This is a genomic window from Staphylococcus sp. 2S1, from assembly GCF_046721335.1.
Lineage (GTDB): Bacteria > Bacillota > Bacilli > Staphylococcales > Staphylococcaceae > Staphylococcus > Staphylococcus equorum_A.
The window spans coordinates 2,093,019-2,106,788 of sequence record NZ_JBEUUJ010000003.1; the positions used below are offsets into that span (position 1 = coordinate 2,093,019).

Genomic DNA, 13,770 nt, shown 5'->3' on the forward strand with positions numbered 1-13,770 from the left:
AAGAGGTGACATAATTTGAGTAAAAAAGTCTTGTTTATTATAACAAGTGTTAATCAATTTGAAGATGGTACACCAACAGGATTATGGTTAGAAGAAGCAAGTGAACCTTATGATATATTAACGGAAGCAAATATTAATGTAGATATCGCTACAATAAATGGTGGGGAAGTCCCATTAGATCCCAATTCTACACAGAATGGTGAACTTAATAAATATAAAGCATTTGTTGAGCAAACGAAATCAGCGTCAAGTATAGAAGATATAGACGTGAGTCAATACGACGCTGTATATTTACCAGGCGGTCATGGCACAGTATTTGATTTTGCACATAATCAGAAGTTAGCTTCTGTACTTGCTGACTTTAAAGCAGATGATAAAATCATTGCATCTGTATGTCACGGTCCAAGTGCTTTTGTCGGTGCTAAAGATAAGAAAGGCAACTTCCTAGTGAAGGGCGTGACGTTAACTGCATTTACAGATGAAGAAGAACGTGCAATGGGCTTTGAGGAAAAAGTACCTTTCTTAACTCAGACAGAATTAGAAAATCAAGGCGTCAAATTTGTAACTCAGGACAACTTCACTGAACATGTGGAAACAGATAATCAATTTATTACTGGTCAAAACCCACAATCAAGCGTAGCAATAGGTGAAACATTACGAGACGCTTTAAATTAGAACATAGTATCATAAGGCGTGGAACAGATATAAATGTTCTACTCCCAACTATAAAGAAAACTGGAAAACTTAATAAGTTTTCCAGTTTTTATTGTTATAACAATGGCAAATGTGTTTAATTGCTTATTCTTTGTTAAAATATAAGTAATGATATAATAAGACATACATAAAGTTCATGTATAATGAATTTATATATGCTATTGATTTAGTTTTATAAATGGTTATTGTATAATAATCAAGATTGAAGTTTAAACTCAAATAAAAAAAGAACTATAAACAAATAGGAGTATACAAAATGAAATTTACGAATTTAACTGCTAAAGAGTTCAGTACATTTACAGATAATATGCCAAATAGTCATTTTACACAAATGGTAGGAAACTACGAATTGAAAATTGCAGAAAGTACAGAAACACACTTAGTTGGTATTAAAAACAATGAAAATGAAGTCATTGCGGCATGTTTACTGACTGCAGTACCAGTAATGAAGTTTTATAAATATTTTTATACAAACAGAGGACCTGTTATAGATTTTGAAAATAAAGAACTTGTTCATTACTTCTTTAATGAATTAACTAAATATGTTAAAAAACATAAAGGTTTACATTTAAGAGTTGACCCTTATTTAGCTTATCAATATCGTAATCATGATGGAGAAGTGTTAGGAAATGCTGGTCATGACTGGTTTTTCGACAAAATGAAACAATTAGGATACAAACACCAAGGATTTTTAACTGGTTTTGATCCAATTCTTCAAATTAGATATCACTCAGTATTAGATTTAGCAGGTAAAACAGCTAAAGATGTACTTAACGGCATGGATAGCCTACGTAAACGTAATACAAAAAAAGTTCAAAAGAATGGTGTTAAAGTAAGATTCTTAGAAGAAGATGAGTTACCAATCTTCCGTTCGTTTATGGAAGATACATCTGAATCAAAAGAATTTGATGATAGGGAAGATAGCTTTTATTATAATAGATTGAGATATTATAAGAATCGTATCTTGGTCCCGTTAGCTTATATGGACTTTGATGAATATATCGAAGAATTAAAAGCAGAGCGTGATGTCTTAAGTAAAGATATTAACAAGGCGATTAAAGATATAGAAAAACGACCAGAAAATAAAAAAGCGTATAATAAGCGAGATAATTTAGAACAACAGCTTATTGCAAATCAACAAAAAATTGAAGAAGCGCAATCGTTACAGGCTGAACACGGTAATGAATTACCAATTTCTGCAGCATACTTTATTATTAACCCCTTTGAAGTAGTTTACTATGCAGGTGGCACTTCAAATGAATTTAGACACTTTGCTGGTAGTTATGCGATTCAGTGGAAGATGATTAATTACGCTATTGACCATAATATAGATAGATATAACTTCTACGGTATCAGTGGTAATTTCACAGAAGATGCGGAAGATGCAGGCGTAGTGAAATTTAAAAAAGGATTTAATGCCGAAGTAGTTGAATACGTTGGGGATTTTGTAAAACCTATTAATAAACCAATGTACAAAATTTATACGACATTAAAAAAAATAAAAGATATTAAGAAGTAGATATAAATTATAGAAGGGAACTAAGCTAGAATGAAATTTACAGAGTTAACCGTCAAAGAGTATGACAATTTTGTACAAAACCCAGCATTAGAGAGTCATTACTTTCAAGTAAAAGAAAATATTGCGACAAGAGAAGAAGATGGATTTCAAGTTGTACTATTAGGCTTAAAAGATGACGACAATCAGGTTATTGCTTGCTAGTCTTTTCTCTAAAATTCCTACAATGGGGAGCTATGTTTATTATTCTAATCGTGGTCCAGTTATGGATTACAATGATTTAGGTTTAGTAGATTTCTATTTACGTGAATTAGATCATTATCTTCAACACCATAATTGTTTATATGTCAAAATGGACCCGTACTGGATTTATAAAATATATGATAAAGATATCAATCCATTGCCAGAACCAGATAAGAATGACGCATTAGTCAACTTATTTAAATCTCATGGGTATACACATCACGGCTTTACGACTGAATATGATACATCTAGCCAAGTAAGATGGATGGGTGTATTGAACTTAGATGGCCAAACACCAAGCATCTTTAAAAAAACAATTTGATAGCCAAAGAAAACGTAATATCAATAAAGCAATTAATTTTGGTATTAAAGTTAGATTGTTAAATAGGGATGAATTCGGTCTTTTCTTAGATCTTTATCGAGAAACTGAAAAACGTCTTGGCTTTGTATCTAAAACAGATGAATATTTCTATAATTTCATTGATAATTATGGTGATAAAGCTTTAATACCTTTAGCATATATAGACTTAAATGAATATATTGAAAATACACAAGAGAGTATTAATGATAAAGAATCACGTAGAGATCAAATCATGCAGAATGAAAATAAATCAGATAAACAGTTGAAGAAAATTACAGAACTGGATAAACAAATAGAGCATGATAAAAAAGAGTTAATGCATGCAAGTGAATTAAGATTAACAGATGGTGCTATATTAAATTTAGCTGCTGGTGTATATTTTGCAAATGCATATGAAGTAAACTACTTCTCTGGTGGCTCATCAGAAAAATATAATCAATATATGGGACCTTATATGATGCACTGGTACATGTTGAACTATTGTTTTGACAATGGTTATGGTCGCTATAATTTCTATGGTTTATCAGGCGACTTCACTGAAAATAGTGAAGATTACGGCGTATATCGCTTTAAACGTGGATTTAATGTGCAAATTGAAGAATTAATCGGCGACTTTTATAAACCAATTAAGAAAACAAAATATTGGTTATTTAATACGTTGAATAATGTTAGAAAAAAAGTAAAAAAATAGCAAAAAAAGAAAGCATACTGGTATGTAAGCCCTAATCAGTATGCTTTCTTTCGTTCTGAAGTTAGTTATATTAGGATGGCAATTCCAATATAACAATGAACTAAAATGTGGAATAGTCTGAGATGTTAATTCTTGTTGTTCCCACATTTTTTAGTATAGCATAGGATTTTAGCAATGCAATAACCTTACACTATAATAATTTTATAGTAAAATTTATTTTTATAAAATTATTAAAATAATATATGTAATAGTTATGAAAATATGAAAAGCGCACTACAAGACGACTTGTAGTGCGCTTTCTAGCATGATTTTTCAAAAATGCGCCCTATTTATTTACAAGTTAAGGATCATTAAGATAATGCTCTAATGATATAAGTTATACCAATAATAAAGAACACCGCACTCATGAAGATAGCAACTAAAATTGCCACCATAAGTGGATTAAACAGTAAAATAATACCGAAAATAATTGTAATAATGTTCAAAATAACCGATATAATATGGAAACCTTTATTTGATTTTTCAAGTGGCGTTACCGTAAACATATTAAATAACGCATTAATAATAAACCAAATAGCAAATAAATAAACAATAAATGTCGTACTTGTAACGATATTAAATAAAATCAATAACCCTAAAATAATGTTAATTACACCAAGTACAAGCACTATGGTTGAAGCATTTTTATCTGTTTTTTTCATTACACGACGAACGAAAATTTCTAAAAAACCGTTAATAATAAATAGTAGTCCTATGAGCCATGTAATAGCAAATAAGTTTTCTTCAGGAAAACTTAAAATAAACACGCCAATAATTAGAAAAATGACGCCAATCACTAAACTAGACCATTTGATTCGGGAACGTTCCCGCATAAATTTCACTCCTAAATGATTATCTAAATAGTATATACCCAAATGACAGAAAAGAACACGTTTTTTATAGGTGCCTATATTTATGTTATGTAACCCTATAAGTATATGCTTTAAATAAAAGACCATTTTTTAAGGATTGCTATAAAATTGAAGGAGATATCAATCTAATAGCAAGATTAAAGAACAAAGTATTGTTTGAGCTTAAAATCACTAATTCATAAAAATAAGACGCTGAGAAGTCGATTTCTCAGCGTTTAAATATAAGTTCATGAGTATATATCCATGTAAACACACGTAAAATTGTGAGTTTAGATCATTGTATAAAATAACCGAAAACAAGATAAACAATATCTTAGTCGCATACAGTCAAAACAAAACTTGTATAGATATTTACGTAGCTTGAAAGTTAATAAAGTACAATTATAATTAGACATTAAGTGAGATGCGTATAAGTATCTAGTAAATGTTAAATGATATGACGTTATGTATATGCATGAAAAAGCTAAAATAGGATTAATAAGTAGTAAATGCTAAATACATAATATATATGATAAAAATAGCTATATAGATATGTAACTTTTAAAATTTACTTTTTAGTTTACATAATATATATTATAGGAAGTTATTGGTATTTGAAAGAAAAGGCCCTAATTGGTAACTCACTACCTGTTACGTTATACATGCTTGTTAACGCAATCATTCTTTCTAGTGCTTCGATGTAATTTCTTCTTGTTCATGATCCATCTATTACGTTATATGTTTATAACTTTAATTAACTTGTTACTATTGTACTTTACTGATGCTATCAAATTATCGACTTTACTATATTGGCTTAAACCTCATATATGGTATATGCTGTGGTTTGAATTTTTATATAACATTTTATTAATTCAACAGATTGAATTTAAAGATATAATTAAAAAAATGAACTGTAACTTAGATTATAGCTACAGTTCATTTTTTATTTTTGTTTATAATCTTCTAATTCATCTTTTGGGATGCCACCACGTTTACGTATTTCTTTTCTAGCTTTCTTTTCGCGGCGTTTACGTCTCCAGTTACGTGTCATGTACCATATTACAAAGCTTAGGATTAAACTTAATATAGTCATAAACGCAACAGAAACCTAATAAAGGTTCATATGTAATATCTTGAAAATTTGGTATTAAAAATGCTGATATTGCTAATACTACTAATGTTAAGATTGGTGCAGTAAACCATTTATTTAAGACAAGATTGCAAAATACTGTTACTAATATGACAGCTACTACAGTAATCCATAAAAAATTAGGCATATCAAAAATAGTCATTAATTCCTCTCCTTTTTATTTAATATTTATACTTTACTTACATTATATATATCATACTATATTTTCTATATAAATACATTCAGTCTTGAGCAGTATAATTTTATATTAAATTAATAAAAAATACGTGTCAATCCAATTCGGTTTACTGTTCCCCACTTTTAATTTAGATAAACTTTCGATTATCATTTATCCGGGTCATTCATGTATAATTAACTGTGAATACAATATAAATGTAGAGGAGTAGATTATATGGCTGAAACACTACCATTTAGAAATAATGTTCCAATTGAAGAAACGTGGGACGTAACTGACTTATTTAGTTCTGACGATGCATTTTATAATACATTGAATGAGACTTTAGAACAAGCTAAGGCGTTTAATCAACAATATACAGGTCACTTAAATGAAGTAGATATTGTTGAAGATGCACTGGATGCATATTCTGAACTATTAATTCAATTAGATCGAATGGCAAATTATGCTGAGTTAAGATTGAGCGTTGATACGGCTAATGAACATGCACAGACATTAAGCGCAAAATTGTCTACATCTTATGGAAAAATCGCTAGTGAACTTTCATTTGTAGTTTCAGAAATATTAGAACTTTCTGATCAAACACTTGAACAACTTGTTAAAACATCGAAGTATCCACACTTTTTAACAAAATTAAAAGCGAATAAGGCGCATCAATTATCTCCAGAAGTTGAAAAAGTATTAGCAAGTTTGTCCCCTACTTTTGAGAGCGCTTTTGAACTTTATGGAACTACAAAAATGTTGGATATTGATTTTGAATCATTTGAATATGATCATCAAACATATCCTTTAGATTATGCTACTTTTGAGAATGAATATGAAGATAATCCAAATGAAACGTTTAGAAGAATAAGTTTCAAACATTTTAGTAATGCATTAAGTAAGTATCAGCATACGACAGTTGCGACATATAATATGCAAGTGCAACAAGAGAAAATCGAAGCAGATTTAAGAGGATATGATTCTGTTATTGATTATTTACTACAAGAGCAAGAAGTGACACGAGACATGTTTAACAGACAAATTGATGTAATTATGAGTGATTTAGCACCCATTATGCAAAAATATGCGAAATTAGTTAAACGTGTTCATGGCTTAGATGTGATGCATTTTGAAGATTTAAAAGTTTCTATTGATCCAAATTACGAGCCCGAAATTTCAATAGAAGATTCTAAACAATATATTTATGGTGCTTTAAATGTACTTGGTGAAGATTATTTGAAAATGGTTGAAGCCGCTTATAAAGATAGATGGATAGATTTTGCACAAAACAAAGGTAAAGAAACAGGTGCCTATTGTGCGAGTCCATATGCTTCACATTCATATGTCTTTATATCATGGACTGGCAAAATGACTGAAACCTTCGTGTTAGCGCATGAATTAGGTCATGCGGGTCACTTTACTTTAGCACAGGAACATCAAAATTATTTAGAATCAGAAGCTTCGATGTATTTTGTAGAAGCACCTTCTACTATGAATGAAATGCTTATGGTGAACTACTTATTTGAAAATAGCAATGATGCTAAATTTAAACGTTGGGTAACAGGTTCTATTATTTCAAGAACGTATTATCATAATATGGTTACGCATTTACTTGAAGCTGCTTTTCAACGTGAAGTTTATAATAAAGTCGATCAAGGCGAATCATTAACTGCCCCAATACTTAATGACATTATGCTTGATGTCTATAGTCAATTCTTTGGAGACAGTGTGAAACTGACAGAAGGCGCAGAGTTAACTTGGATGAGACAACCACACTATTATATGGGATTATATTCATACACGTATTCAGCGGGCTTAACAATTGGTACAGTGATGTCTCAACGTATTCAAAATGAAGGCCAACCGACTGTTGATGCTTGGCTAGATACATTGAAAGCAGGAGGTAGTAAATCACCAGTAGATTTAGCCCAAATTGCAGGTATAGATATCCGTACTGAACAACCATTAAAATCAACAATTGGCTATATTGGCAAACTTGTTGATGAACTAGAAACATTAACTGATGAAATTGAAAAGAAATAACGTTTTATAAAATTAAAAAAGCACAATGGCAATTTTGAAGATCATCCACTTTCATTTATCTGAAAGCGAGTCATCTTTATAAAGCCATTGTGCTTTTATTATGTGTAACATTCTTATTTATTATAGGATTCATAACGTTCGCCTGTAATAAAGAAATAAATATTCTCTGCTATATTACAGATATGATCTCCAATACGTTCCAAATGTCTTGCGACTAAATGTGCTTGCCCGGCAACGAAAGGATCATTATCTATTAAATACGTTGTGTTTACAATATTTTTATAGATATCATCAATATCTTTATCACGATCAATGATTTCTTTTATTAAGGTAATATCATTGTCTTTTACTGCATCATCTAAGTCTTTTAACATTAAGAGCGCAAGTTTTCCCATGGTGTTGAGTCTCGTCAGTACATATTCATCAATAATTTTTGCACGTAATCTAATTTTCGCTATACTTGTTGCATTATCGCCTATACGTTCAAAATCAGTGGCGATTTTTAAAGCGGCCATCATTAAACGTAAATCTGTAGCAATCGGTTGTTGCTTAGTGATAAGCATGATTACTTTTTCATTAATTTCAGTTTCTTGCTCATTGATTTCTTTATCCTTAGCTATTGTTTGTCTGGCATAATTACGATCTTCTTCACTTAACGACGTTAGTCCAAATTCTATATTACGATATACATAAAGACCAAGTCGACGTAGATCTTTAATAAGTCCGTCTAGTTGGCCTTCATATTTATGTCTAATTGTCGCCATAGATTAACCGAAGCGACCTGAGATATAATCTTCAGTTTGCTTATCTGCAGGATTAGAGAAGATCTTATCAGTGTCGTCGTATTCATTAACATAGCCGTTAAGGAAGAAAGCAGTTTTATCAGAAACACGAGCAGACTTGTTGCATATTATGCGTAACAATGATGATTGAATATTGTTCTTTAAGTTCTTGAACAAGTTCTTCTATTTTTAATGTTGATATTGGATCTAAAGCTGACGTTGGCTCATCCATTAATATAACATCTGGTTCAATAGCTAATGTACGCGCAATACAAACACGTTGTTGTTGTCCACCTGATAAACTATAAGCGTTTTTGTCTAAGTCATCTTTTAATTCATCCCAAATTGCAGCGCCACGTAAAGATTTTTCAACAATTTCATCTAAGACTTTTTTGTTTTTAATACCATGGATTTTAGGACCATAAGTAATATTATCATAAATTGATTTAGGAAATGGATTTGGTTGTTGGAATACCATCCCTACATTTGTTCTCAATTTTTCAACTGAATATTTATTATCGAAAATATTTTTATCACGGTACATGATTTTACCGGCAGTTTTAACAGATGGTACAAGTTCAACCATACGATTTAATGCTTTAATGTATGTTGATTTACCACAACCTGATGGTCCAATAATCGCAGTTACATTATTTTCTAAGATATCTAAGTTAATGTTTTTTAATGCATGATTTTCGCCATACCATAAATCAAGATTTTTAGTTGAATAGACAATTTTCTTTTGGCTATCTGGGATTTTATTGTCTGAATGGTTTGGTTCAATAGTAGCTATTGGTGAGTCATTACGGTCGGTATGTGATTTTATTGTATCGTTCGTATCGTTATTATCTATAATTTGTTTATTCATAATTAAAACTCCTTTTTATAGGCTAGATGCTAAGGTTTTACTGAAACCCTAGCACATTCCCATTTACTAGCCTTTTTTAAATAATATTTATCGTGTCTTAAATTTAGTATTTTTTACTATATTTATTTCTTAAGAATATCGCTATTGCATTCATTAATAGTAATATAACGAGTAATACGATAATTCCTGCCGATGCAACGTTTTGGAATTCTTCCTGTGGTAATTTTGTCCAGCTATAAATTGACATTGGTAACGCTTGGAATTGATCGAATATTGTTGATGGTAGCTGTAATAAAATCGTTGGTATACCAATTAAAATTAATGGTGCTGTCTCACCTAATGCACGAGATAGTGCTAAGATGAAACCTGTCAAAATACCAGGAATCGCCGCTGGTAACACAACACGGCGTATTGTTTGCCATTTGTTAGCACCTAGTCCGTATGAAGCTTCTTTTACAGAACTAGGTACAGATCTTATAGCTTCTTGGCTAGCTACAATGATTACCGGTAAGATAAGTAATGACATTGTTAATGCGGCCGCTAAAACGGAGTTTCCGAGTGCAATTGAATCGATACCCATACCTCTTACGAAAATTGTAAGACCGAGTAAACCGAATACGACTGAAGGTACACCGACTAAGTTTGAGATACTCACTTTAATAAAGTTTGTAAGTGCATTTTCTTTAGCATATTCTTCTAAATAAATTGCAGTACCAACACCTAAAGTAATTGTTATCGGGATAATAGTAACCATTAACCATATTGTACCGATAAAGGCACCTTTAATCCCTGCCATAGAAGGCGTTGATGATGAGAAATTAGTGAAAAATGATGGAGTTAAGTGTCCGAGCACCTTTTATAAGTGTATCAATGAGTAATGCCGCTAATACGAGCAGACCAACCATTGTACAGGCAAAGAAAGCCCATTTATTAACTTTATTTGTCGTTAACCTTCCAGAGAGTTTCTTTTCAACTGTTTGTTGATCTACGAGCACGTTTTTGTTTGTTTCAGTCATATTAATACTCCTCTCTGAAACGTTTCGTAATCCATTGAGAAATCAAGTTCATTACTAACGTGAATAAGAATAAAGTGAATCCTACTGCATAAATACTATAGTAAGTATCAGTACCAAATGTTGCATCACCTGTTGCTACTTGAACGATATAACCTGTCATTGTTTGGATAGACCCTGTTATATCAAGTGATGCACTCGGTGTACTACCTGCAGCAAGAGATACGATCATAGTTTCGCCAATTGCACGTGAAATTGCTAATACAATTGAGGCCATAATACCTGAAGTTGCAGCTGGTAAAATAACTTTAGTTGCTACTTCAAATTTTGTAGCACCTAAACCTAGTGCACCTTCTCGCATTTTGTTTGGTACGGATGACATTGCATCTTCACTCATACTTGATATTAATGGAATAATCATTACACCAACTACAAGACCTGGACTAATAGAGTTGAAACTACCTATGTCTGGAAAGATTCCACGTATTAACGGTGTAACAAATGTTAGAGCAAAGAAACCGAATACGATTGTTGGAATACCAGATAATATTTCTAATATTGGTTTGATAATACTTTTAGCACGTGGCGAAGCATATTCACTTAAGTAAAGTGTCGCACCCAGACCTAATGGCACTGCTACGATTGTCGCTATTACAGTTATTTTCAACGTACCTAATATTAATGGCCAAATTCCAAATTTAGGATCAGATGAGAATGGTGTCCATTCCATCGAAAAGAGAAATTCTGTAATAGGAATACGTGTGAAAAACGTAATTGTTTCAGTTAATAATGTGACTACAATGCCGATTGTCGCTAATATAGAAAAAATTGCTATTGTACCTAAAATAATAGGAACAATTTTATCGCTTGCACCATTTTTATTGGCGTTGTTTTTTTCAATCATTTCGCTTACGGAGCGGTTTTTATTCGCCATGTTAATATCCTTCCTTCATATAGACTCCGAAATTGTTAAAAAAAGGTTGGGATATTTAGAAATAGAGAAACAAAGTGGACTTTATTCCCATCGCCACTTTGTTTTCTAATACAGAATCCCGACCTTTAAGATTTACAGCTATGTGTTATTTGTCTTCTTCTTTGTCTTTGCTTTCTTTACCAGTAATCTCTTTTAATTCATCTAGTTGTTTTGTGTAATCTTTTTCTGGTAGAGCTACAAATCCTGCTTCTTCAGCTGATTTACCTTTGTCTTCAAAGATAAATTTCATGAAATCTTGGAATCCTTCATTTTCTTTTAGTTTTTTCTCGTTTGTATAAATGAACAATGGTCTACTTAAAGCATATGAACCATCTTGAATTGATTCTTTAGTTGGTTTAGTAACTTTACCACTATCATCTTTGATTTCAACGGCTTTTAATTTATCTTTATTTTCTTCAAAGAAATTATAACCGAAGTAACCAATACCTTGTTCATTTTTTTGAACTGATTGAACGATTACGTTTGTATCAGCGTTTTTCTCTGCTTTGATATCTCCGTCATCCATAACTTCTTCAGTGAAGAAATCATACGTACCATGTGATTGGTCTGGAGAAAATGATTTGATTTCTTTATCTGGCCATTCAGGATTAACATCTTTCCATGATTTTGCTTCGCCAGAATAAATATCTTTCAATTGATCTTTAGTTAATTCGTTTACAAAATCGTTTTCTTTATTAACTGCAATTGTTACGCCATCTTTTGCAACTTCAAATTCATTATATTTGATACCTTTATCTTCTAATTTTTTCTTCTCTTCATCTTTTATTGGTCTAGATGCGTTTGAAAAATCAGTATTCCCTGAAATGAATTTTTCGAATCCGCCACCAGTACCAGATGTACCAGATGAAACTGTAACATCGGAATTTTCTTTAGCAAATTTTTCGTTTAATTTTTCAATGATTGGACCTACTGTTGATGAACCGTCGCCTTTAACTTCGCCTTCGCCGCCACCAGAACCGAGCATTTCCGCCGCCACAAGCGCCTAATAAAAGTGAAGAGCCAATTACTGTAGTTCCAAATACTTGCCATTTTTTCATTGAAACATCCTCCTAATAAATAAATAACCCTTAAAAGTTATATGTATTTCTTACAGTTCCTATATTACACACAATTTATTAAATACAAATATAGATACTGTAAATGTTTTGTTAATTTAAGGTTGCTTCTATTTACAAAGTTTATAAACACTATGAATTAATAAAGGAGTGACTTGAAAAGATTGATAATACAACGTTTTGGTCGAATTTTATATTACAAACAACTATGGAATTGTAATATAAAAAAGAAAAAATCCTGAAACTACTATATAAAAAATAGTAGTTTCAGGATTGATTTGTTGAGAACTGTATTTTGAAGTCCAATTCATTCTAAAAATTGTGGACATTATTATTATGAAACAAGTTAGATGAAAATATCACTTTATAATAGAAGGAATTACTTTTCTATTCTTTCCCAACCTTTTTTAGTTAAAGCAATTTTACCAGAATCTATTGTGATAATTTTGTTCTTATATAAGTGTCCAATTGCTCTTTTGAATGAACCTTTACTCATATTGAAAATTTCTTTAATAGCTTCTGGACTCGATTTGTCTGAGAAAGGAAGTTCCCCATCATACTCTACGAGCAAGTCAAAGATGTTTTGACCATCATCATCAAGTCTTTCGTGTGCTAGCGGTAAAAATGAACCATTCAATTCACCTTTATCGTTTTGACCAATGATACGCACTTTTACATTTTCACCGAGACGTGGTTCCTCTTTACGTTCTGTTTCGTGAACAAAAATTTTATAACCCTCTTTTGATAGTAAGAAGCTGCCAATTCGTAATAAACGATATGGTCTTGCTTCGATGATTTTATTTTTCAATTCATTGTCGAAAACAGATTTATATGTTTGTTCTACTATTGTTTCTGTTGCTAAACGTGCGAACATATTGTTATCTCTATCAATACGTAACGTAACGAATAACTCATCACCTTGTACTGGCCATACTGATTTAACTTTTGGTAAATCTTCCCAAGGTATTAAAACTTCTCTTGGTAAACCTACGTCGACATGCGCACCATCACGATCTACTTTTAATACTTTTACAAAATCGTATTTATCAGTTGTTACGTCAGGCATATTTTGCGTAGCAAATAATGCACCTGATCTATTTGGGTAAATAAAGAAACTATATTCTTCCCCTATATTTAATTCGTCTTCATCTTTAATTTCGGATTGATTGAGTTTAACTTCTTCTCCGTTTGGTCCTTTTAACTTATATGTTGAGCCTTCTAATCCAACAACTTTAAGAAATTCTATAGAACCTACAATATCTTTTTCATCTTGGGCCATACTTTTCTCCTTCG

General features: G+C 31.4%; 7 protein-coding genes and 5 pseudogenes. 4 read left to right on the top strand and 8 right to left on the bottom strand.

The genetic code is table 11. The features are described 5' to 3' along the window. The first annotated feature begins 15 nt into the window (after nt 1-15). The 3 genes and pseudogenes from ABLV90_RS10980 (at nt 16) to ABLV90_RS10990 (ending at nt 3,525) form a co-directional block, all read left to right on the top strand. Nucleotides 16-675: a type 1 glutamine amidotransferase domain-containing protein gene (locus tag ABLV90_RS10980; RefSeq protein WP_069832130.1), complete on the top strand. Its 660-nt coding sequence runs from the start codon at nt 16-18 to the stop codon at nt 673-675. A 295-nt stretch (nt 676-970) separates the two neighbouring features. Further along, a complete protein-coding gene (locus ABLV90_RS10985; protein ID WP_427704483.1) occupies nt 971-2,233 on the top strand; it encodes an aminoacyltransferase in 1,263 nt (420 codons plus the stop codon). Between the two features lie 30 nt (nt 2,234-2,263). After that, nucleotides 2,264-3,525, top strand: a pseudogene (locus ABLV90_RS10990) (aminoacyltransferase). Nucleotides 3,526-3,875: 350 nt separating this feature from the next. Here the strand turns inward: ABLV90_RS10990 and ABLV90_RS10995 are convergent. Together ABLV90_RS10995 and ABLV90_RS11000 are read right to left on the bottom strand one after the other, a co-directional pair. Continuing rightward, nucleotides 3,876-4,397, bottom strand: a complete 522-nt coding sequence (locus tag ABLV90_RS10995; protein ID WP_460872633.1) for a DUF308 domain-containing protein — start codon at nt 4,395-4,397, stop codon at nt 3,876-3,878. A 961-nt stretch (nt 4,398-5,358) separates the two neighbouring features. Next, a pseudogene (locus tag ABLV90_RS11000) lies at nt 5,359-5,707 on the bottom strand (hypothetical protein). Between the two features lie 249 nt (nt 5,708-5,956). On the opposite strand from ABLV90_RS11000, the gene pepF reads away from it, so the two are divergent. Continuing rightward, nucleotides 5,957-7,765 (top strand): oligoendopeptidase F, encoded by a 1,809-nt coding sequence (gene pepF / locus ABLV90_RS11005; RefSeq protein WP_460872634.1) that lies wholly within the window; start codon nt 5,957-5,959, stop codon nt 7,763-7,765. A gap of 113 nt (nt 7,766-7,878) precedes the next feature. Here the strand turns inward: pepF and phoU are convergent, their stop codons facing one another. The 6 genes and pseudogenes from phoU to ABLV90_RS11035 all read right to left on the bottom strand — a co-directional run bounded on the left by phoU (nt 7,879) and on the right by ABLV90_RS11035 (nt 13,756). After that, on the bottom strand, nt 7,879-8,529 hold the full coding sequence (gene phoU, locus ABLV90_RS11010) for a phosphate signaling complex protein PhoU (RefSeq protein ID WP_460872635.1): 651 nt from the start codon (nt 8,527-8,529) through the stop codon (nt 7,879-7,881). Nucleotides 8,530-8,532: 3 nt separating this feature from the next. Continuing rightward, nucleotides 8,533-9,415: pseudogene (pstB, locus tag ABLV90_RS11015) on the bottom strand (phosphate ABC transporter ATP-binding protein PstB). A 103-nt stretch (nt 9,416-9,518) separates the two neighbouring features. Continuing rightward, nucleotides 9,519-10,431: pseudogene (gene pstA / locus ABLV90_RS11020) on the bottom strand (phosphate ABC transporter permease PstA). A gap of 1 nt (nt 10,432) precedes the next feature. Beyond that, complete coding sequence (gene pstC, locus ABLV90_RS11025) at nt 10,433-11,362, bottom strand: phosphate ABC transporter permease subunit PstC (protein WP_460872636.1); 930 nt, start codon at nt 11,360-11,362, stop codon at nt 10,433-10,435. A 145-nt stretch (nt 11,363-11,507) separates the two neighbouring features. Beyond that, nucleotides 11,508-12,459 (bottom strand): annotated as a pseudogene (locus tag ABLV90_RS11030) (PstS family phosphate ABC transporter substrate-binding protein). A 397-nt stretch (nt 12,460-12,856) separates the two neighbouring features. After that, complete coding sequence (locus ABLV90_RS11035; protein ID WP_046465301.1) at nt 12,857-13,756, bottom strand: CvfB family protein; 900 nt, start codon at nt 13,754-13,756, stop codon at nt 12,857-12,859. Between the last annotated feature and the right edge of the window lie 14 nt (nt 13,757-13,770).